Origin of the sequence: Deinococcus malanensis, from assembly GCF_014647655.1 — a bacterium.
Taxonomy (GTDB): Bacteria; Deinococcota; Deinococci; order Deinococcales; family Deinococcaceae; genus Deinococcus; species Deinococcus malanensis.
On the sequence record NZ_BMPP01000002.1, the window covers coordinates 1 to 20,143 of the forward strand.

Consider the following 20,143-nt stretch of genomic DNA (forward strand, 5'->3'; position numbering starts at 1 on the left):
GGCGCCATGAGCGGCGCCGCAAGCAGTTACGCTTCCGGCGTGATCCCGAACCCTACTTGCTGGATCTCGAGGAGCGCCTCGTCAAGCTCCCTTTGCCGTCATAGAAAAAAAGAGAGGGGCACCCGTCTGGGCACCCCTCTGTTTGTAGACCTGACAGTTCAGTTCAGGCGCTTGACGCGCTCGGTGGTGTCGGGGCTCGCGGGGCTGGCCTTCAGGAAGTTCTGAAAGGCGTCCAGGTCCAGGTCGCCGCCCAGGCGGTCGGTGCCCTGTGCGAAGGTGGTAAAGTTATCGCCGCCGTCCGCCAGGAAGCTGTTCAGCGCCACACGGTACTTGGCGTTCATATCCAGCGGCTGGCCGTTCAGACGGATGTCGCTGACCTTCTCGCCCTTGGGCTTGGCGTTGTCCCAGGTGTAGGTAAAGCCCTTGCTGACCTGCAGCATGCGGTTCTGGCCAGCAGCGGGGTTATCGAACTGCTGCTCCAGGGCGGCCTTGATCTGCGCGCCGGTCAGGGTAATTACCTGCAGGATGTTGCCGAACGGCTGTACGGCAAACACGTCGCCATAGGTCACGGTGCGGTTGGGGTTGGGCACGTTGACCGGCAGATCGGCGCGGATGCCGCCGGGGTTCATGAACGCCACCACGGCGCCGCCCTTTGCAGCGGCGCTGGTTGCGGCCAGCTGACTGTCGGCGATCAGACGGCCCAGAGCACTTTCGCCGTTGGGAGCAGCCGTACGGGTGATCTGCTCGACCCCCAGGGTGGCCACCACACGCTGCGCGAGCGGGTCAGTCATGCCCTTGGCCTTCTGGACCAGAGCGGTCATGGCGGCGTCCTTGGGCAGTTCCTTGGCATCCACGACAACGTTGCTGGCCTTGATGCTCACCAGGCGGTGCAGGCGGGTGTCCACGGTCAGGTCCAGACGCTGCAACAGGTGCCCGTAAGCGTCACCCTGAATCACCGGGCGCTCCACGCCGGTCGGACCGGCAACAGCGCAGTTGTAGCCGCGGTGGGTGTGCCCGGTCATGATGGCGCCGACGGCAGGGTCGATGCCCTGGGCAATCTTGACGATGTCGCCGGTCAGGGTCTTGCAGTTGATGGTATCGAAGGTGTCGCGGCTGGCGCCCCCCTGGTGGACCAGGGCGATGATGGCGTCAGGGCGCTGACGGCGGATCTCGGGCATGACGCGGTTGATGGAGGCGACCTCGTCTTCGAAGCGCAGCCCCGCCACACCGCTCGGGGTGACCACCGAGGGGGTGTCCTTGAGCACGGCACCCACGAACGCGATGCGGGCGTTGCCGGACTTCACGATCTTGTAGGCCGGGAACACGCGCTGACCGGTCGTGCTGTCGAACACGTTGGCAGCAATGTAGTTGAAGGCCGCGCCCTTGAAGGTGGGGTCGAACTTACAGGCGATCTCGGGGGCGTTGCTGTCACAGCCGCCGCGCTGGTAGCGCTGCAGTTCCTTGATCCCATAGTCGAATTCATGGTTGCCCAGGACGTTGACCTGCATGCCCAGACCGTTGAGTGCCAGAATGGTGGGCTCGTCGCGCAGCAGGGCGCTGATCAGAGGGCTGGCGCCGGTCATGTCACCAACCCCAACGAACACGGTGTTGGGGTTGGCCGCACGGGCGCGGGCCAGCACAGTGCCGATGGCCTCGACGCCGCCAGCCTGAACGGTCAGGGTCTTGGTACGGTCGGCAGGATCAGGAACGCGGAAGCTGGTGGGCAGCAGATTGCCGTGCAGGTCGTTGACACCGATAACAGTGACATCCTGGGTGGTGGGGCCGGTAAGCATGGTGCAGCTGCTGAGGGTCAGGGCTGCGCCGATCAGAGTGAGTTGGCGTTTCATGTACACCTCAGCATATCTCGCAGAGCGACTGTCGCGCATCCGGCGGGGCGGGCAGGGACCTACCCGGATGGGTTGACTGAGCGCGCCCGCTCCGTTGCCCCGGCTCCCCTTTACACTGGACCAGTGCGAAGAAGCCATGTGCTGACGCTGGCACTGGGCGTGGGCTGGACGGCTGGACAGGCGCAGACCGCCGAGCCCGGCTCCCAGATGCTGGACGCTGTCCGGCAGGCGGTGGCGGCGTTGCCGCTGGTGCCCAGCGAGGGTTCACTGCTGGCCTGGGCCCGCAAGGAAGGGCTGGGCTGGGACGCCCTTCAGAACCTGTTCGAACTGCAGGTTCTCGACCCGGCCAATCATTTCCTGGAGTGGCGTGGGCTTCACTCGGAATCCGGGATGTTCACGACCGTGCGCGCCGCCCTGTATGCCAAGACCAGCCGCGAGGGACTTCTGGTGCTGAACCGCGAATGGTGCCGTCTGGACCGCTGCACGGCCCGCACCACCTTTGGCTGGGTCGGGCCAAAGGGGTGGCGCGTGACCAGCGAGGCCGCCGTGATCCCATTGCTACGGGACGCCGATTTTTATTCCGGACCCGCGTACAGCTGCCTGAAAGGTGTAAGCCTGGGGGTCAGCTACCTGCCTGCCCGCTTCGGTGCGGGGCTGACAGCGGTGGCCGTGCCGCCTCCTGAGGCTGTGAATGTCTGCAGGGCAGCCGGGGTGGACCCCTCGCTGGTCACCCGTCCGATGCAGCTCAGCTGGCACGCCAGCGCTGGCAAGTTCCGCCGGGTTCCCTGACCCCGGCCAGCTGCTCAGGAGCTGATCTGAGTCCGCAGGGGATCCGGCTTGAGCCCGGCCAGCGTCTCGCGGACGGCTTCGCTGAACAGCTGCACATCACCGGTATTGCCCTGGGCAAGTTCGGCCCGGCCCCCACCTTTGCCACCGGCGCGTGCCAGAGCCGTCCGCAGCACCTCGCCCGCATTAACTCCTGGAAGGGCGCTTCCCACCCCGCAGCGCCCCTGCGGGGTGTACGCCACCACCACGGTCCCTGTGGGCACCCTGGCCAGCAGCGGAGCAAGTAGTTCAGGAGCGTCCAGCTGTATTTCCCTCAGGGGAACCGTGCCGGCCGCCTGGAGGGGCCGGGCCTCCAGCAGTGCACCGGCCAGCTGTTCGCGCAGTACGTCCGCCGCCACCCGCAGGGTGTCGCGCTCGGCGGTCAGCGCCGCCACCCGCTCGGGCAGCCTCTCGACCGGCACGCTGAATCCCTGGGCCAGGGTGCGGGCCGAGTGGTACACGCCGCTGAGGTACTCTGCGGCCTCTTCCCCGGCCATGAAGACCACCCGCGTGAGCCCGGCCTTCTGACGTTCGGTCCGCAGGATGACCACCGGGGCAGCCAGGCCGGCGCGAGGAACGTGGGTGCCTCCGCAGGCACTGACATCGAAAGGCGCGCCGCCCGGCTCCTGAAAAATCACCAGCCGGACCTGTCCCCGCACCTGGGTCTCGCGGCGCAGCGGATAGGAGCTGAGCTGGTCTTCCGCGACGGTGGGCGTGTGGAGCTGCAAGTCACGGCGGCCCAGCGTTTCTCTCAGCAGCGCCTCGGCAGCGCGAACGTGCGACTCGGCCGGGTCGCCGCGCAGGTCCAGGGTGCACTCAGGGCTGCGCATGCTGACGGCCGCCACCTGAAATACCGGATTGACACGGGCAAAAGTCTGCGCAAGAAGGTGCTCGCCGCTGTGGCGCTGAGCATGTCGCCAGCGCACGGCGGCGTCCACCTCACCGGTGACGACGGTTCCGGGCGGCGGCAGGTCCCCGGCCAGCGCGTGCCAGATCACCCCGGTGGTCTTGTCCTTGCGGGCCGCAACCATGCGCGCCTCTGTGCCTGACCAGCGCAAGACCCCGATGTCGGTGTTCTGACCACCTCCCTCGGGGTAGAACGCAGTTGCGTCCAGGGCAATCTCGTGTGCCTGAACGTCGAGGACGGTTGCAGCGAAGGTCAGCTGGGCCGGGTCCTCGTGGTACAGCGGGCGGGTAGCAGCCAGGGTCATTCCAGACAGGGTAGGCGAATGCCCGCAGGGAGGCACCGGGTGCGCGCGTCAAGAGAAGCACAAGAGACCTATCAGGCGGGCCACGATTTGCAGGCGTAGCGTGCACGTGTCTGCAGAGAACACCACAGACACTGCCTGAATGGTGTGGGCATGGGAGGAAGTGGCATGGGCATGTTAAACGGCAAGGTCGCGTTCATTACGGGCGGTGCAAGTGGGATCGGGGCAGGCACGGCACTGCGTTTCGCCCAGGAAGGAGCCAGGGTCGTGCTGGCCGACGTTCAGGACGAGGAAGGCGAGCGCATTCGCGACGAAATCCGCGGCCAGGGCGCCCAGGCCCTGTACGTGAACTGCGATGTCAGCGACCCGGAATCAGTCCGCAAAGCCATTGAGGCCACCATCAGTGAGTTCGGGCAGCTCGATATCGTGTTTGCCAACGCCGGAATCAACGGCGTCTGGACCCCGATTGATGAACTGCAACCCGATGAATGGGACAAGACCCTCGACATCAATCTCAAGGGCACCTATCTGACAGTTCACTTCGCTGTGCCCCACCTGAAGCGCGCAGGTGGCGGCAGCATCATCATCACCAGCAGTGTCAACGGGAACCGCACGTTCTCTACTGCCGGAGCCAGTGCCTACAGCACCTCCAAGGCCGGACAGGTCGCATTCATGAAGATGATCGCCCTGGAACTCGGCCGGGACAATATCCGCTGTAATGCGGTCTGCCCGGGGCTGATTCACACCAATATTCAGGAGCGTACCGAGCAGCGCCACACCGAGGAGATCGGGATTGAGGTCGAATTGCCTCAGGGAAGTCCCGCGCTGAACGAGGGTGAGGGCGACCCCGTGAATGTGGCCGATACCTGCCTGTTCCTGGCCTCCGACCTGGGGCGTCATGTCTCGGGCGTTGAAATCTACGTGGATGGAGGCGCGTCCCTGCTACGCTGAGCGGACTCCGTCAATTGAACCGAGGAGCACCACACGCCTCGTAGTATCCCGTTCACAACCGGGGCTAGGGAGGCACGCTACAGATCTGTGTGGCGGTCGACGGAGACATTCGATACAGGATGGTAACGGCGCCGCTTTGCATCGACTTTCTCGCACGGCTAGTCTGATTCCTGAGTGGGGAGCATCGACCCGGCGACCGATATCAAAATCGATTACGGCAGGCAGCACATTGGAATTCTCAGGTTGTGCCGGGAAGCTTTGCCAGCAAAAAAGCGGATTTAATTCTTCTCCACCCTACGGACTCGCAGTTCGTTGGGGTGGAGTTTGCGTCTGACGAATTGCCGATGCCAATCAGGCTGCGTAGAGCCCTTTGGTGCGGCTCCAGCCATTCCCACATCGCCTCCTTCTACTTCTATCCCCGTATCAGCAAGATTAAGATTGTATAAATGAACGAGTCTTGTGCATCCCTGGATATTTCTTATCCACAAGCACAAAATGAGATAATTTAAGCTTTTTAACAATTGCTGATTCAGATCGGTATTCAAGCTTTTGCGGCGGCTTCGACCTCCGGTTATGGGCAGCAGATATAAAGCCCGCAATATGGGTGCGCACCTGCGTCACAACGCTGAGTCCTTGGTATAGGGGTGAGGCCATAAAGCATGACGCCTCGCAGCATGGCAGACAGATTACAGATATTCAAATGCTACGGCCCTCTTCTTTATCTGTCTCTGTGCGGTTCGAAGTGCGTCGCGATCGCCACAAGAGGCGTGGCGACAAAGTCCATTCATTCCACCAGGTGCCGTGCGCCGCGAGCCAGCAATAGCCCTCTCTGGCACGGCCACTGGAGCAACACCGAAAATTTATCCGGTGCAGGCGGCATACGTTCTATCGGAGGTAAAGGAGATTTATATGAAGGAAGCTCGGTTTGCCATGTCGGTCCTCACCCTGTGCCTGCTTGGCCACGCGGCGGCGCAGCGGGCTCCTGCAGTCGAGATCACAGCGACGACCAAGGGATACCAGGCCCCAGCACAACTCCCCTCAGGGTTCGTGCAGATGAACTTTAAGAATGATGGCGTCGCGCCCATCGAGATGCAGCTGTTCAAGCTGAAAAGCGGCGTGACGGCCGAAACCCTTAAACGCGCGGTCACTGCCTTTGCGCTCGGATCTCAAACCCATCAGGGAGACATGGCTGCCCTGGAGGCGGCGATGATCAAGGCTTCAGACCTGTATGGCGGTGCGCAGCAACTGCCTCCCAAAGCCACCTACACCATGACCGTCAATCTTGAGCCCGGCAACTACGTGCTCACGACCACCAGCACCAACAACGCCGAAAAAAATCCTCAGGCGCTGGCCAACACAGGATTTTTCAAGGCCTTCACCGTGGTCAAAGGGACCAACACGGCAGCAGCCCCCAAAGCAGCGTATATGGTTCAGCTGGCAGATTTTGCCCTGGCACTACCACCTACGCAAGTCACCGCTGGAACCCATATGTGGGAAGTGGTTAATCATGGAAGGCAACCCCATTTCCTGATGCTGGTCCCGCTGAAAGCTGGAAAGACCCCCGAGGACGTTATGAAGTTCCTTGCAGCGGGAGATCAGGCCCAGGGTGAGCCGCCCGTCGACTTTAACTCGTACATCGGAACCGGCGTACTTTCGTCCGGGAAGGCCAATTTCGTGCCCCTCACCCTTAAGCCTGGAACCTACTTCGCGGCCTGCTTCGTCACTGATCCCGCCACCCACAAGCCGCACGCCATGATCGGCATGACCCGCTTCATTACCGTGCGCTGAACGTCACTCTTCGCTGAGCCCCCGCCTGCCGGGACGCCCCTGCGCCACCACCTGGAGGACCCGTGAACCGGCTTGCTACGCTGATTGCCGTCCTTGTCGCGCTGATCGGTCCGACAGTGGCCGGACCGCCCGGCGGCCTGGGCCGCCCGGGCCTGATCGACCGCTTCCTGCGGCAACCGGTGGGCACCGTGCCAGTGAGCCGGTATACCGGCCGGGTCCGTGAATTCACGCTGGATGTGCGCCGGATCACCGCGGAGATCGCGCCCGGGGTACGGGTAGAGCAGTGGGCGTTTGCGATTCCGGGCCAGCCGGTGCGCGTGCCGGGGCCCGAGATCCGGGTCAGGCAGGGGGATCTGGTGCGGCTGACACTGCGCAATACCTTCGATCAGCCGCACACCATTCATCCTCACGGCATCATTTCTGTGGCCCAGCGCATGGACGGCCTGGACGAGGTGCTGCCCGGCCAGAGCTTTATCTACGAGTTCGTGGCGACCGAGGCCGGCACCTTCGCCTACCACTGCCATTTCCAGACCAACCTGCACCTGAACATGGGTATGTACGGCGCCCTGATCGTGGAGCCTGCCGACTCCAAAGCCAGGGTCTGGAAAAGCGAGCACACGTTGATCCTGGACGACTGGGACAGCCGCCAGGACCCGAACAACCCGGTGCACAGGCCCAAGGCCAATTACTTTCTGGTCAACGGCAAGGCCGCTCCACTGATTCCGGACCTGCAGATTCCGCCCGGTGACGTCAGCCTGCTGCGGATGATCAACATGGGGTACACCCAGCACTCCATGCACCTGCACGGCGTCACCTTCCTGGTGATGGCCAAGGACGGCCACGACCTGCCCCAGCCGTATGAGGCCGACACCCTGCTCATCGCGCCCGGCGAGCGCTACGACCTGCTGGTCAAGGGACGTGACGGGCGCTTTGTCTTTCATGACCATACCGGCCCCCATGCCACCAATGACGGCGTGTACCCGGGGGGCATTCACTTCATGGTCAACGGCGGCCCGCCGCTGGACCAGCACGGCAGGCCGGACCCACAGGCGGCCCAGGCCGGTCACCATCACGGGGCTGCTGCTAGCACCAGCCTGCCGCTTCTGGATGACCGGCACTCACCGGTCGTGCGCGCAGCGGGCTTCAAATTCAGTCCGGGAGAAATGCGTGTGAAACAGGGCACGACAGTGCGCTGGAGCAATGCGGACTTCGTGGCCCATGGTCTGGTGCTCCGCGCCCCGGACGGCACCGAGACCACACGTGGTCTGCCCAGAGGCGGCAGCATCAGCGAGGTCCTCGGCAAGAAAGGCACGTACACCTACCGGTGTCTGCCTCACCCTTTCATGACCGGCACCATCAGGGTGGAGTGAGGGCCAGGCAGGTGTTCAGCCTTCAGTTCCTTCTGTCTGGCCGGATCGACCGGTCCAACAACGAGTGTCCATAGACCAGAAGAAGGGGACGACATCGGCGTCGTCCCCTTTCTGGCATCTGCTGTCAGATCTCCGCGTGGGCGGGCATGGCCCTGTCGCCCTTTTCACGCCTTGGAATGGTCAGGTTGGGCATCATCAGCGTGGCCAGCAGGGCCAGGAACGCCGCAAAGATGCAGTACAGATAGATGTGAGCCACAGACTCGGCAAACGCGACCTTGGCCGCCCGCGCGCTGGCCAGAGCGATCTTCTCGCCGTCACTGATGCCGCTCAGGGCGCGGCTCAGGGCCTGCTGCTCGGCCCGCCGGGCCGCCTGATCTTTGCCAGCGTCGAGCCCCTGACGGATGCCAGCAAGAAGTTGAGCGCGGACCTGTTGATCCTGAAGTGCCGGCGCAGGCACGGCACTGAGCCGCTCACGCAGGGCAGCAGGCAGTTGCGGGTTGGCCGCCACCGCTTTGACCCGGGCGGGTTCTCCGCTGCCCACGGCCGCAGCAATGGCGCTGTAAGTCTGGTCAAAACCGCTGCGTACGCCAGCCGCAACGCCCCCTTCCGGAATCTGCGTGAACTGCGTTCTGGCCTCCTGAGGCAACGTGTTGTCCCCGCGCAGGGCAGCAATGGAGTCTCTGTCTCCGGTCTGCACCGCACTGGTCACGTTCTGCCTCAGTCTGGCAAAGCGCGCCCGGATCTCCTCGTTGCTGGGGGGGGAGGCGTTACGGTCTACCGGCCCATCATTTTCGCCCCGGGCCACCTGGGCACTGATGCGGTGCAGGGTGGTGGCGACGGTGCCCGTGTTGGCGCTTGCCTGGGCAGCAAACGAAGTGCTGAGGTTTTCGGTCAGGCCGGTCGTGAGCAGTGCGCCAAAAATGGCCGTGCCGATGGTGCTGCCCATCTGCTGGAAAAACTGCCCGGCACTGGTCGCCACGCCCATCTCCCAGGGTTTGACCGAAAGCTGAAGGGCCGTGGTGTACAGCGGCATGGCCGGCCCGATGCCGAGACCCAGCAGCACCATGCGCAGAATCACGGAGTTGTAGCTGGTATCGGCGTTCAGGGTGGACAGGAAGTAGAAGCCCAGCATCATCAGGCTCAGGCCAATCAGCATCAGTGGTTTGTAGCGGCCCATCCGGCTGGCAATCTGACCGCTCACGATGGCCCCGAAAATCAGACCAAAGGTCAGCGGAATGGTGGCCGTCCCGGCAGCCGTCGCACTGACACCCTGCACCTGCACCAGATAGAGGCTCAGGAACAGGATGGCGCCCAGGAACGCTGCGCCGAACAGAAAGCGGGCCAGTGAGCCCCACGCAAAGGTAGGATTACGAAACAGGTGCAGCGGGATGATGGGGCTGTCCACACGGCTTTCTACGAACAGGAAGGCGATCAGGCTCACAGCGCTGAGTCCGAAGAGCCCCCGCACCGTCGGGCTGGTCCAGGCATAGTTGCCGTCGGCGCCCCAGGTCAGGGCCAGCAGCAGGGGCACGGCGAACACCAGGATCAGGAATGCGCCGAGCCAGTCCACCTTGGCTTTGAGCCCACTCTGTAGCCGCGGCATCTTGAACCATAGGAAGGCCAGGGCCAGTAGCCCCAGCGGAAGGTTGACGTAAAACACCCAGCGCCACGAGACGTAATCGGTCAGCCAGCCCCCCAGCAGCGGCCCGATCACGCTGCTCAGCCCGAAGACGGCGCCGAAAAGCCCCTGGTACTTGGGCCGCTCGGCCGGCTCGAACAGGTCGGCGATGATGGCAAAGGCCACGGCACCCAGCGCCGCGCCGCCGGCACCCTGCAGGCCCCGGAACACGACCAGCTGCATCATGCCCCCACCAAACAGGTTGCCCAGGAAGGCCTCACCCGCCATTCCACACAGCATCGATCCGATCAGGAACACCACGATGCCGAACATCAGAACCGGCTTGCGCCCGTAAAGGTCAGACAGCTTGCCGTAGATAGGCACCAGCGCAGTGTTGGCCAGCAGGTACGCGGTGGTCACCCACGAGTACAGGTTCAGACCATTGAGCTCATCGATGATGCGCGGCATGGCGGTGCCGACAATCGTCTGGTCCAGCGCACTGAGAAACAGCCCCAGAAGCACACCAAAGAGGATCAACCGTTTGGTGGGCAGGTCCAGCGTCTTGCTGTAGTCGATGTGCCCTTCGGGCGCCGCCTGTGCAGACTGGCTCATGGGTTCTCCTTGAACGCGCAGGATTCGGGGTTGAGGGATTCGAGTTCCTGCAGCAGAGCCGCAACATGCCGAGCCGCGGCCTGAACCGTTTGGGGCTGCAGGTGGGCAAAGGTGCTGACATAGGCACCCATAAAGTTGCGGTCCATCTTGCCGAGCACGTCCAGGCTGGCTGGAGTGAGGGTCACGACCTTCTCGCGGCGGTTGTCCGGATTTTCCATGCGGGCCGCCAGGCCGCGCTGGACCAGCCGCTCGACGAGGTGACTGGCCGCCGGGACACTCAGACGGGTCCGGGCCGACAGTTCAGTGACCGTCATCTCACCGCCGGCGCGCAGCTGGTGCAGGGCCGTCATCTGCGAAAAAGACAGGTCCAGATCCACCAGTTCCGCCTGCATGCCGTGCATGACCTGGCTGCTGATGTGCCGGTGCAGCTGCTTCATGACGTTGCCCAGCGCGGCTGCAGCCTCCAGGTTCGCGGCTGGAAGTTCCGGTTGCTCTTCAGCAGGGAGACGGCTCGGGTTCATAGTTGCAACCTTAAAACAGTCTTACACATAAGACAGTATGGTGCTCTGGACTGTTTCGGGTGTCAAGGTACGCCGGATGGCGTACAGAGACGGTTCATCCAGGATTCGGATGACCAGATGGGCCTGGAAGTTTTGAGGAGTCGTTCCGGGTCCAGCACCATGCCTGCCTGACAAAATCCCTTTCCCGCCGCAAGGTGTATCTCCTTACCACACATAAGGAAGCGACCATTGCCGGTCGGCAACGGTCGCAACGTCATCTATCTGCGCCCTCAGGCCAGAGCGTGGTCATTCAGCAGACTGATGGCGTACTCTCCCATCCTGCGCGGAATATTGACGCCGGTGGTGGACACGCTGTTCTTGAACTCCATGGTGTGGTTGATCTCAATCACCAGCAGGCCGCGCTCGGGGTCCTCTACCAGATCTATGGCCACGATCTGCCCATCGACAGCCCTGGCCGAACGCAGCGCCAGATCGGCGATCTCCGGCGTGACCGGGCAATTGCTGGCCCGGGCGCCGCGGGCCGTGTTGGTAATCCAGTGCTCGCTGGTGCGGTAGATGGCACCGATACACTCGCCGCCGACCACAAAGGCGCGGATATCGCGCTCGGGCTTGTTGACCAGTTCCTGCACGTAGAAGACGCCATGTTGAGGCCCGCCCAGCACTTCCTTGTGCTCGATCACGGCTTCGGCGGCGTCACGGTCGTTCAGGCGGCTGACCATCCGGCCCCAGGACCCCACCGTAGGTTTCAGGACCACCGGATAGCCCAAGCTCTCGATCAGTTGCAGGGCGCTTTCGCCGTCGAAGGCCACTCCCGTGCGTGGGGTGGCGATTCCCGCGGCGTGCAGGCGCGAGTTCGTGGCGAGCTTGTCGCCGCACAGCTCGATGACATGCGCGGGGTTGATGACTCTGACCCCAAAAGCTTCCAGAGCGCGGGTTACCGCGTGCCCGCGCGTCTGGCTCACGCAGCGCTCGATGGCGACCTTCCAGGGCACCTGAGCGGCACCCTGCTGGTCAAACGTCACGTTCAGGTGCGGGGCATAGACCTTGTCGTAAGGCACCCCCAGGTCATCGAGCGCCTCGAAGAGCATCTTCTCGTCGGGGCGGATGCGGTCGTAAATAACGGCGAGGTTGGCCATAAGCGGTCTCGGGACAAGGCTCAAGGGCGGCGCGGTCAGGCAGCACTTGCGGGCTGCACCTGACCGCGCCGGGTCCCCTAAGACTTACTCGCCCCAGTCCTCCGCTTCCTGCGGCGCGGCTTCCAGGCGGGGCGGATCGACCGACACAACTTCGTATTCCACGCCGGTTTCATCGTCAATGACCAGCTCGCCGAGTTCAGGGTTGGTCAGCTCGATGGTGGCACCGGTATCGGGGTTTTCAAATTGAATTACAGACATACTTACTCCTTACAGTTGCTAGGTTAAAGTATCCTTTGATTTCCAAATGTTATTGTCTAGGCAGGTCCAGCGGTTTCTTCAAACTCCAGTTCAATTCGCGCCCGGCAGTGGGGGCATTCAACCACGCTGACCGTGGCTCCGTCCCCGCTCTCGATGACCGGCGCCGCGTCGATCATCTCGTCGGTAACGTCAAATTCCTCTCCGCAGCTGGGGCACTGGGTCAGGACTCCCATCAGCTCGAGCTCAAAGTCCTCGCCGGGGGCGTTGCGGGTTACTTCCATTTCCGCGTTGCAGGAGTCACACACGATGACATCTCCCACCTGCAGTTCGGCACGATCGGCGTCTGTCAGCTCTAGGACTTCCGCACACACGGGACAGTCAATTTCCAGGGTCGGCATGCCTTCAGTGTAGGACGTGTCTCCCCTTTCAGTTGGGCCCTTCAGCGGGCACACGCTCCCCGGGAAAGCGGCCATATTTCTTGAAGAATGCCAGGATGCTGCCCTCGGCCAGCGCCTCCCGCAGGAACTCCGGCGGAGGCGGCAGCTGCACCGTTCCGCTCCGTGCGCCTTCGCCTGAATAGGTCAGAAGGCCGGTGTTGATGTCCAGCGACACCTCGTCCCTGTCTTCCAGCAGGCCGGTCAGGTCGTGCTCGAAAGCCGGAATACCGAGGTTCAGCAGATTGCGGTAGTGAATGCGCGCGAAGCTCGGGGCCACAATGCCGCCAATCTGAAGCTTTTTGAGCGCCTGCGGAGCATATTCGCGGCTGGAGCCCAAACCCCAGTTTCGCCCCCCGATCAGCAGGTCTCCGGGCTGCACCTGCGAGGCGAATTCCGGGCGGATGTAGTGGAAGGCGAAGGTCTGGAACACATCCTCGCCGGCCATAAACGGTGCGAACTTGCCGGGCAGGATGTCGTCCGTATTCACGCTGTCGCCAAACTTCCAGACACGTGGCATCAGGCGACCGCCCCGGACAGGTCGGCGGGCAGGGCAATTCTCCCCATCACGGCCGTGGCTGCGGCCACCGCAGGGCTGGCCAGATAGATCTGGGCGTCCTTGTCCCCCATGCGACCGATGAAGTTGCGGTTGGACGTGCTGACGCACACCTCACCCGGCGCCAGGACGCCCTGGTGACGTCCCATGCACGGACCGCAACCGGGGGTTCCCAGGACTGCTCCGGCACGTTGCAGCGTCAGCAGGGTGCCGTCCACCATCGCCTGTTCCATTACCTGACTGCTGGCCGGAATCACCAGCAGACGGGTATTCGGGCTGACGCGCCGGTCGCGGAGCACGTCGGCAGCCGCGTGCAGGTCCTCAATGCGTCCGTTGGTGCAGGTTCCGATAAACACCTGATCGACCTTGAGGCCCCGCAGCTGTGCCACGTCATGCACGTTATCCACTTCGCTCGGGGCACTCATGCGCGGGTTCAGGGCGCTCAGGTCCAGCGTGATGTCGCGGACATAGGTAGCACCCTCGTCGGGATACACCCACTCGGGCACGTCATAGCCGTAACTGGTCAGGATCTCGCCGCCCGGCACCACCAGCCCGGCCTTAGCTCCGGCCTCGACACACAGGTTGGCCAGCGTCATGCGTTCGCCGCGCGTAAAGCGGTCGCCGGCGTGCATCTCGATGCTCTGGTAGGTGGCGCCGTCGGCCCCCAGCACCCGGATCATCTCCAGGGCGACGTCCTTGGCGGTCACGCCGGGCCGCAGCTCACCTGTGAAGCTGACCTTGACGCTTTCAGGCACCTTCAGCCAGGTTTTCCCGCTGGCTGCCGCAAGGGCAATGTCGGTGGCACCCATGCCGGACCCGAAGGCAGCCACCGCGCCGTAGGTGGTGGAGTGGCTGTCGGACCCCAGCACGATCCAGCCGGGCCGCGCCAGATTCTCCTCGACCAGCACCTGATGGCAGATCCCCCGTCCGACGTCGAAGAGCCTAACACCCGTCTGGGCCGCATATTCACGGGCTTCCTTCTGGGCCTGGGCCACCGACACGGTGCTGGCCGGGGCCACGTGGTCAATCACGATGCTGACGCGCTCGGGGTACTTGGGCACCGCGGTCAGGTCGCGCTGCATCCGTTCGATAAAGCTCTGGGCAATCGAATCCACGACCATCACCTGGTCGACGTCCACCACCGCAAGGTCGCCGGCGTAGACGGTCTGATCACCACGTCTGGACAGAATTTTCTCCGCCATGGTCTGCGGGCGGAAGGGCAAGGCAGTCATGTCCGGCATTCTGGCGTGTTTTCACGGCCTCAGCGTAAGATTGACTGGAATTCACGCCATTCGCCTGTCATTTGCAAATAGGGTGCCCAACAAGGTGGCGGCCCATCACCTCTCCTCTGTGTATCGACGGTGCCCGCCGCCCCGTAAGAAGCGACCAGCGCCGCTATGCTGAGGGCTATGGTGAAGCTCGACGAAACCGCCCTCCCCGGAGTAGGGGTCCGTTATGACTTCGACGGGCGCTATGGCAAGCGCGTGGGCGTGATCACGCACCGCGACGGCCGCCGTGAGATTTTCGTGTCGCGCCGCGACGACCCGGATGCCTGTGCCATGAGCATCGTGCTGGCCGACGACGAATCTGAAGCGGTGGCCGATCTGCTTGGCGGCAGCACAGTGACGCGCCGGATGAGCCAGAGCATGCAGGACATCGAGGGTCTGGCCATGGACTGGCTGCCGTTTGAAGCGAGCAGTCCCTACGCGGGCCACCCTCTGGGCGACACCATGATGCGGACCCGGACCGGAGCCAGCATCGTGGCGGTCATGCGCGACGGCCACGCCATCCCTGCCCCGGGGCCGGAGTTCCCGCTGCAGGCCGGCGATACGGTGGTTGTCGTGGGTACACCCAACGGGGTCACCCGCGCCGCCCAGTTGCTCCGCGGCACCTTCTCCGGCTGATCCGGTACCACTCTGCACCTTCCTTCTGCTGCACGCCGCTGACCGGCCTGCCTCTTCTTTCACCGGAGGTCCGACGTGCCCCTAGGACAACTGTTTCTCGAACTTGGTGCCGTGATTCTGGCCCTGGCCCTGGTGGGCCGCGCAGCCGGGCGACTGGGAATCACCCCGATCCCGCTGTACCTGCTGGCCGGCATTGGTCTGGGTGCGCTCTTCCATCTGGGTGACGCTCCGGAGGAATTCATCCACACCGGCGCCGAAATTGGCGCCGTCCTGCTGCTGTTCACCCTGGGCCTGGAGTACACCAGCCAGGAGCTGCGAGACAACCTGCAGACTCACCGCCGCATGGGCCTGCTGGATCTGGCGCTTAACTTCACCCCCGGGGTGGTGGCCGGGGTTCTGCTGGGCTTCACACCTCTGGCTTCGGTTCTGCTGGGCGGCGTCACCTACCTGACCAGCAGCGGCATCGCCAGCAAGATCCTGGCCGACCTGGGCCGGCTGGGCAACCGCGAGACGCCGGTCATCCTGGCTGTCTGCGTTCTGGAGGATGTGGTCATGGCGGCCTACCTGCCGGTGGTGGCTGCCCTGCTGATCGGCGGCACCCTGGTGGCGATCGGTGTGAACCTGATGGTGGCGCTGGGGGCGTTCGCCCTGGCCTTTTTCCTTGCGCTGAAATACGGCCATGTGCTCAGCCGTTTCATGAACGTGGAGAGCGATGAGGCCCTGCTGCTGGGCGTGCTGGGGCTGGTGCTGCTGGTGGCGGGGATCGCCGACCTGCTCAAGGTCAGCGCGGCCATCGGGGCCTTTCTGGTCGGGATTGCCCTGTCCGGTGAAGTTGCCGACCGCGCCCGCCATCAGGTCGAACCGCTCCGCAACCTGTTTGCGGCGGTGTTTTTCGTGTTCTTCGGGCTGCAGCTGAACCTCAGCAGTGTGCCCGGGGTGCTGCTGCCCGCCACGCTGCTGGCCCTGGTGACCAGTGTGACCAAGTTCATCGTGGGATGGCGCGGCGCCGCGCGGGCCGGCGTCCAGGCCCGGGGCCGGTTCCGCGCGGGCACCACTCTGATTCCCCGGGGCGAATTCAGCATTCTGATTGCCGGCCTGGGGCTGGGCATTGCTCCCAGCCTGGGTCCTCTGGCTGCCGTCTATGTCCTGCTGACAGCCATGATCGGGCCGGTGCTGACGCGCTTCGATGCTCAGCTGGTGCCCCTGCTGGACCGGAAAAAGCAGGCGACTCCTGCCGGGTAGGTCCGGCCGGTCGGGACGGGGTTTGCTTCTTGCATAGCGGGATTGCCGTGAACCTGACTTGCCGCTTCAAAACGGTACGGAAGTCATGCCGGTCTATCCGGCATGACCATGTTTTCGTCCGGAGGCTCTTCCCTACTTAACGCGACTTTTGGTGGATTTCGCTGGAGATACATCGAATGCGCTTCTGGTGAGAATGGGAGGCCTCTGGTCAGACTCAGATCAGCTCATGAAGTCCGCCCTAAAGGCAGACCTTCATTTTCTTGATCTATGTGACAGGCGGCACAGAGTGATTCACATAGACAATGCCCGGTAGAGGTGAATGGAATATGCAGATGCAGATGCAAGACCTGACCGACCTTTACGTCCTCAAGCTTCAGGAGATCTACAGCGCCGAGCAGCAGGGCCTCCAGGCCATGCAGCAGGGCTGTGACATGGTACAGACCCCAGAGCTCAAAGAGGGCCTGACGATGCATATCGAGCAGACCCAGCAGCAGATTCAGCGCCTGGAACAGCTGTTCCAGAAAATGGGCGCGCAGCCCGGCGGCGAGACCAACCTGGCCATGCAGGGTCTGGTGCAGGAAGTGCAGAAACTGATGCAGCAGCCCGCCTCCCCTGAAGTGCTCGAAGCCGGCCTGATTGCCTGCCAGCAGGCCATGGAGCACTACGAGATCGCCGGCTACGGAACAGCGCGCACATACGCCCAGCTACTCGGTGACGACGAAGCCGTGCAGATGCTGGAACAGACTCTGAACGAAGAGAAGATGACCGACGAGCAGCTGACCATGATCGCTCAGCGGATCAACGTGGAAGCGATGAACGCCTGAGACGAACACATGTCGACGAGGGGAAGCAATCTGAGCTTCCCCTCGTCGATGTTCTGTCGACAGCGTCTGAGGTTTATTCCTGAGTCTTCGTTTAATTAGCGAAGTATCTCCTTTCCGGCTCCAGCCTGCACAACCGCCTGGAAACGACAAGAAAAAGGCCTGGGCAGCCAAAGCCTGGGCCTTTCTGAGTTACAACCGTTTAGACCGCGAGTCCCTGTGCATGGGCGCTGACATCCCTGCTCTCGTACTGACCGGGCGGCAGACCGATTGCCGGGGTATTGCTCTCGAATTCGTCGCTCCAGCCGACTTCCTCAAGGGCTTTTTTCCAGGCGCCGATGCTCTCGCTGCGGTAGATCTGGTAAGCGGCCATTCCAACCTCAGGACCGCCGCGCGCGATCACGCTTTCGACCCAGGCCCACTTGGCAGACACGTTGCGCAGTTCAGCCGTCGTGCGCAGTTCCTTCTGAATGCGCTTGAGACGCTTCTCGATAGTCTGCACGCCGGCGAACGGATCGGCAAAGTGCGGGGTGTGGCGCTTGGGGACAAAGGGGCTGATCCCCAGGGCAATGCGGTTGATCCCCGCCAGTTCCTTGGTAAAGGAAATCAGCTCGGTGATGTCGTCGTCGTTTTCCGGGCCCAGGCCGATCATCATGTAGACCTTCAGACCACTGAAACCCAGGTCTCGGCTGATCTGCGCTGTCTTCAGCAGGTCCTCGGTGGTGATGCCTTTTTTCAGCCAGCGGCGCAGGCGCTCGCTGGGAGCGTCGCTGGCCACGGTGAAGGTCCGAAGCCCCCCGGCCTTGAGAATCTCGGCCAGTTCCGTGTCCACGGTATCGGCACGGATGGAGCTCACGCCCAGCTTGACGCCACGGTCGGTCAGCGTACGGCCCACGAACTTGGTGTGCGGAAAGTCACTGAGGGCCGCGCCGACCAGTCCGACTTTTTCCACCCAGTCCGGAATGACATCCAGCAGTTCCTGCGCCTGGTTGTTGCGGTTTGGGCCATACATGGTCCGGGCAAGACAGAAGGTGCAAGGTCGGGGGCAACCACGCTGGGCTTCGACCAGAAACATATTGCTCAGCTCGCTGTGAGGGGTCACGATCTGGCTGTAGGCCGGCAGGAGTTCCTTGGGAGCGGTGGCCCACTTGGGCTCGTGGGTATGCCGGGAAGGCAAAAAGACACCGGGCATGCCATCTATGAGGTCATAGAAATCTTCGCGGGTCTGGGACTCGCGCAGCGCCTCACTGACGACAGGGACAATCTGTTCTCCGTCACCAATGATGATCACATCGGCAAAGGGAGTCAGGGGGTAGGGGTTGGAACTGGTGAACGGCCCGCCGATCATGACGACCGGATCGCTGTCGTCGCGCTCCTCACGCAGCGGCCGCATTCCGGCCACGTCCAGCGTGCGGATAATGTTGGTCAGATCCAGCTCAAAGCTGACGCTGAGCGCAAACAGTTCACAGTCGCCGGCGTCACGGCCGGATTCCACGGTGGGCAGCACCTGCCCGGTGCGTTCGAAAGCCTCGACATCGTCAGGCAGGAAGGCGCGCTCGCAGGCGATCCCCTCTTCCTGGTTAAACATGCGGTAGATGACCTGATAGCCCAGCGAGGCCATACCTACGCTGTAGCGGTTGGGAAACGCGAGCGTGACGCGAATGGGAGCCTGCTTGAACAGCGTGCCTGTTTCTGCGTCGAGCATCGGTTTGAGTTCATTGCGCCAGTACGACAAAAGTCCTCCGGAGTGCGCGGAAGACCCCAGGAGTGGTTCAGGAGGTCTGGCGCGTCACAGCCAATTATTGTACCGTTTTTTGTTGCCTCAACTGAAGCGTGGCTCACGCCGCATGTCGTGATTGTCAGTCCAGCTGGCCCAGGAATGCGTGCGTGCGGTAGGCCAGCGTGACCTGACCGCCCTGCGCATGGGCATCGAACGCCTGATCCAGTTCCTTGAACATCGGCCCAGAGCGGGCGTCGCCGGGGGCCGGCAGGTAGCTCACGCTGCCAGCCAGAGCGCGCAGCCGTTCACGGGAAAGGATAACCGGGTTGTCGAAAACGCGGCGCTCCACTCCTCCTGGCATGAAACGGGGCAGCTCGGCTTCCGGCACACGGGTGGCCAGCTGCGGCGTCCTGGCGTCCTGATAGCGGGCCACCACAGCTCCATACGCACGGTTAAAAGGCGTCTCTACCCCACGCCAGTCGTTCCAGACGAACAGCACGCGGCCACCTGGGCACAGAATCCGCCGGAACTCGCGCAGGGTGGCCTCCGGTTCAAACCAGTGGGCGGCCTGTGCCGCCGTCACCAGGGCCACCGAAGCTTCTGGAATCCCGGTGTCCTCGGAGGTACCGGCCAGTACGGTGAGCTGTCCGGTCTGTACCGACGCTTCCAGAGAGGTGGCCAGCTGCGAGCGCATCTCGGGGTTGGGTTCAACCGCGGCCACCCGTCCGCCATGCGTCAGGAGCAGGCGGGTAAACAGACCGGTGCCCGCACCCACGTCAGCCACGTGTCCGTCCAGGAGTCTCTGCGAGACCAGCCACTCTGAGAGCGCCTGTGGGTACCCCGGTCGCGCGGCGGCGTACACATCTGCACGGCCAAGAAAGCGGTCCGGGTTGCTCAAGCGTCACTCCGCGGGGGCGGATCCCAGGGAGCCTGGGAACCGGATTGGCCATCTTTGTCGGATCCAGCCTCGGCAGAAATTACCAGCCTCTGCACCAGGGTCGGGTCCGGAGGCTGCGGGGACACCGGCCGGCCCAGCTCCAGATCGCGGACCTCCGCCGTTCCGAAAGGACGCGCGGCCGGCGCGGGGGCGCTGCCGGGTCGCCAGGCGCTGGTCACAAAAAACACCAGTCCACCCAGCACCGTAGCCATGACCAGGAACCACAGCAACTTCCACAGCACCGTGGAGGCACCGACCACAAAGGCGCCCAGCCCGGCCAGCAGCTGCCCGGCCAGCCACACGGCGGCCAGGGCCGTGATCGCCAGCAGCATCACGCCCGCCAGGGCAATCAGGACGCGCGTCATGGACGCAGTCTACCAGTCTGCCCGGACACG

19 protein-coding genes are annotated in these 20,143 nt (G+C 63.4%); 7 read left to right on the forward strand and 12 right to left on the reverse strand.

The features are described from left to right. Nucleotides 1-158: 158 nt before the first annotated feature. A complete protein-coding gene (locus IEY49_RS02430) occupies nt 159-1,847 on the reverse strand; it encodes a bifunctional metallophosphatase/5'-nucleotidase (protein WP_189004244.1) in 1,689 nt (562 codons plus the stop codon). Between the two features lie 123 nt (nt 1,848-1,970). On the opposite strand from IEY49_RS02430, the gene IEY49_RS02435 reads away from it, so the two are divergent. After that, nucleotides 1,971-2,636, forward strand: coding sequence for a hypothetical protein (locus tag IEY49_RS02435; RefSeq protein ID WP_189004245.1), 666 nt, complete (start codon nt 1,971-1,973; stop codon nt 2,634-2,636). A gap of 14 nt (nt 2,637-2,650) precedes the next feature. Here IEY49_RS02435 and IEY49_RS02440 read toward each other — a convergent pair whose 3' ends face one another. Then, nucleotides 2,651-3,883: an alanine--tRNA ligase-related protein gene (locus IEY49_RS02440; RefSeq protein WP_189004247.1), complete on the reverse strand. Its 1,233-nt coding sequence runs from the start codon at nt 3,881-3,883 to the stop codon at nt 2,651-2,653. 165 nt (nt 3,884-4,048) lie between these two features. Between IEY49_RS02440 and IEY49_RS02445 the strand changes: the two genes are divergently transcribed. The 3 genes from IEY49_RS02445 to IEY49_RS02455 all read left to right on the forward strand — a co-directional run bounded on the left by IEY49_RS02445 (nt 4,049) and on the right by IEY49_RS02455 (nt 7,989). Then, nucleotides 4,049-4,831, forward strand: coding sequence for an SDR family oxidoreductase (locus IEY49_RS02445; protein WP_189004249.1), 783 nt, complete (start codon nt 4,049-4,051; stop codon nt 4,829-4,831). A 909-nt stretch (nt 4,832-5,740) separates the two neighbouring features. After that, on the forward strand, nt 5,741-6,619 hold the full coding sequence (locus tag IEY49_RS02450; RefSeq protein WP_229780590.1) for a hypothetical protein: 879 nt from the start codon (nt 5,741-5,743) through the stop codon (nt 6,617-6,619). A 62-nt stretch (nt 6,620-6,681) separates the two neighbouring features. After that, nucleotides 6,682-7,989, forward strand: coding sequence for a multicopper oxidase domain-containing protein (locus tag IEY49_RS02455; protein ID WP_189004251.1), 1,308 nt, complete (start codon nt 6,682-6,684; stop codon nt 7,987-7,989). Between the two features lie 124 nt (nt 7,990-8,113). Here IEY49_RS02455 and IEY49_RS02460 read toward each other — a convergent pair whose 3' ends face one another. The 7 genes from IEY49_RS02460 to IEY49_RS02490 form a co-directional block, all read right to left on the reverse strand. Then, nucleotides 8,114-10,219 (reverse strand): MDR family MFS transporter, encoded by a 2,106-nt coding sequence (locus IEY49_RS02460; protein ID WP_189004253.1) that lies wholly within the window; start codon nt 10,217-10,219, stop codon nt 8,114-8,116. Further along, nucleotides 10,216-10,740: a MarR family winged helix-turn-helix transcriptional regulator gene (locus IEY49_RS02465; RefSeq protein ID WP_189004255.1), complete on the reverse strand. Its 525-nt coding sequence runs from the start codon at nt 10,738-10,740 to the stop codon at nt 10,216-10,218. Before IEY49_RS02465 ends, IEY49_RS02460 begins: the two co-directional genes overlap by 4 nt. 269 nt (nt 10,741-11,009) lie before the next feature. Beyond that, nucleotides 11,010-11,876, reverse strand: coding sequence for a lysine biosynthesis protein LysX (lysX, locus tag IEY49_RS02470; protein ID WP_189004257.1), 867 nt, complete (start codon nt 11,874-11,876; stop codon nt 11,010-11,012). Nucleotides 11,877-11,960: 84 nt separating this feature from the next. Next, nucleotides 11,961-12,134, reverse strand: coding sequence for a lysine biosynthesis protein LysW (gene lysW / locus IEY49_RS02475; RefSeq protein ID WP_189004259.1), 174 nt, complete (start codon nt 12,132-12,134; stop codon nt 11,961-11,963). 56 nt (nt 12,135-12,190) lie between these two features. Next, the gene (locus IEY49_RS02480) at nt 12,191-12,532 is read right to left on the reverse strand and encodes a hypothetical protein (protein ID WP_189004261.1); all 342 of its coding nucleotides are present in this window, start codon (nt 12,530-12,532) and stop codon (nt 12,191-12,193) included. 28 nt (nt 12,533-12,560) lie between these two features. Then, nucleotides 12,561-13,088 (reverse strand): LeuD/DmdB family oxidoreductase small subunit, encoded by a 528-nt coding sequence (locus tag IEY49_RS02485; RefSeq protein ID WP_189004263.1) that lies wholly within the window; start codon nt 13,086-13,088, stop codon nt 12,561-12,563. Further along, nucleotides 13,088-14,365 (reverse strand): homoaconitate hydratase family protein, encoded by a 1,278-nt coding sequence (locus IEY49_RS02490; RefSeq protein WP_373291833.1) that lies wholly within the window; start codon nt 14,363-14,365, stop codon nt 13,088-13,090. The genes IEY49_RS02485 and IEY49_RS02490 overlap by 1 nt, the downstream gene beginning before the upstream one ends. Before the next feature lie 168 nt (nt 14,366-14,533). Here IEY49_RS02490 and IEY49_RS02495 point away from each other — a divergent pair, with 168 nt between their 5' ends. The 3 genes from IEY49_RS02495 to IEY49_RS02505 all read left to right on the forward strand — a co-directional run bounded on the left by IEY49_RS02495 (nt 14,534) and on the right by IEY49_RS02505 (nt 17,094). Beyond that, nucleotides 14,534-15,028: a cation:proton antiporter regulatory subunit gene (locus IEY49_RS02495; RefSeq protein WP_189004266.1), complete on the forward strand. Its 495-nt coding sequence runs from the start codon at nt 14,534-14,536 to the stop codon at nt 15,026-15,028. Between the two features lie 75 nt (nt 15,029-15,103). Beyond that, nucleotides 15,104-16,270: a cation:proton antiporter gene (locus IEY49_RS02500; RefSeq protein WP_189004268.1), complete on the forward strand. Its 1,167-nt coding sequence runs from the start codon at nt 15,104-15,106 to the stop codon at nt 16,268-16,270. 326 nt (nt 16,271-16,596) lie between these two features. After that, nucleotides 16,597-17,094, forward strand: a complete 498-nt coding sequence (locus tag IEY49_RS02505; protein WP_189004270.1) for a ferritin-like domain-containing protein — start codon at nt 16,597-16,599, stop codon at nt 17,092-17,094. A gap of 199 nt (nt 17,095-17,293) precedes the next feature. Here the strand turns inward: IEY49_RS02505 and IEY49_RS02510 are convergent, their stop codons facing one another. From IEY49_RS02510 to IEY49_RS21320, 3 genes are all read right to left on the reverse strand, one after another. Continuing rightward, on the reverse strand, nt 17,294-18,826 hold the full coding sequence (locus tag IEY49_RS02510) for a B12-binding domain-containing radical SAM protein (protein WP_189004272.1): 1,533 nt from the start codon (nt 18,824-18,826) through the stop codon (nt 17,294-17,296). Between the two features lie 124 nt (nt 18,827-18,950). Beyond that, entirely contained in the window at nt 18,951-19,709 is a 759-nt protein-coding gene (locus IEY49_RS02515; protein ID WP_189004274.1) for a class I SAM-dependent methyltransferase, read from the reverse strand. Beyond that, on the reverse strand, nt 19,706-20,113 hold the full coding sequence (locus tag IEY49_RS21320; RefSeq protein ID WP_229780591.1) for a hypothetical protein: 408 nt from the start codon (nt 20,111-20,113) through the stop codon (nt 19,706-19,708). Before IEY49_RS21320 ends, IEY49_RS02515 begins: the two co-directional genes overlap by 4 nt. Between the last annotated feature and the right edge of the window lie 30 nt (nt 20,114-20,143).

Coding starts and splice junctions, on each gene's coding strand:
- IEY49_RS02430 (WP_189004244.1), bottom strand. CDS start 1,847: ATGAAACGCCAACTCACTCTGATCGGCGCAGCCCTGACCCTCAGCAGC.
- IEY49_RS02440 (WP_189004247.1), bottom strand. CDS start 3,883: ATGACCCTGGCTGCTACCCGCCCGCTGTACCACGAGGACCCGGCCCAG.
- IEY49_RS02445 (WP_189004249.1), top strand. CDS start 4,049: ATGGGCATGTTAAACGGCAAGGTCGCGTTCATTACGGGCGGTGCAAGT.
- IEY49_RS02450 (WP_229780590.1), top strand. CDS start 5,741: ATGAAGGAAGCTCGGTTTGCCATGTCGGTCCTCACCCTGTGCCTGCTT.
- IEY49_RS02460 (WP_189004253.1), bottom strand. CDS start 10,219: ATGAGCCAGTCTGCACAGGCGGCGCCCGAAGGGCACATCGACTACAGC.
- IEY49_RS02465 (WP_189004255.1), bottom strand. CDS start 10,740: ATGAACCCGAGCCGTCTCCCTGCTGAAGAGCAACCGGAACTTCCAGCC.
- lysX (WP_189004257.1), bottom strand. CDS start 11,876: ATGGCCAACCTCGCCGTTATTTACGACCGCATCCGCCCCGACGAGAAG.
- lysW (WP_189004259.1), bottom strand. CDS start 12,134: ATGTCTGTAATTCAATTTGAAAACCCCGATACCGGTGCCACCATCGAG.
- IEY49_RS02480 (WP_189004261.1), bottom strand. CDS start 12,532: ATGCCGACCCTGGAAATTGACTGTCCCGTGTGTGCGGAAGTCCTAGAG.
- IEY49_RS02485 (WP_189004263.1), bottom strand. CDS start 13,088: ATGCCACGTGTCTGGAAGTTTGGCGACAGCGTGAATACGGACGACATC.
- IEY49_RS02490 (WP_373291833.1), bottom strand. CDS start 14,365: ATGCCGGACATGACTGCCTTGCCCTTCCGCCCGCAGACCATGGCGGAG.
- IEY49_RS02495 (WP_189004266.1), top strand. CDS start 14,534: ATGGTGAAGCTCGACGAAACCGCCCTCCCCGGAGTAGGGGTCCGTTAT.
- IEY49_RS02505 (WP_189004270.1), top strand. CDS start 16,597: ATGCAGATGCAGATGCAAGACCTGACCGACCTTTACGTCCTCAAGCTT.
- IEY49_RS21320 (WP_229780591.1), bottom strand. CDS start 20,113: ATGACGCGCGTCCTGATTGCCCTGGCGGGCGTGATGCTGCTGGCGATC.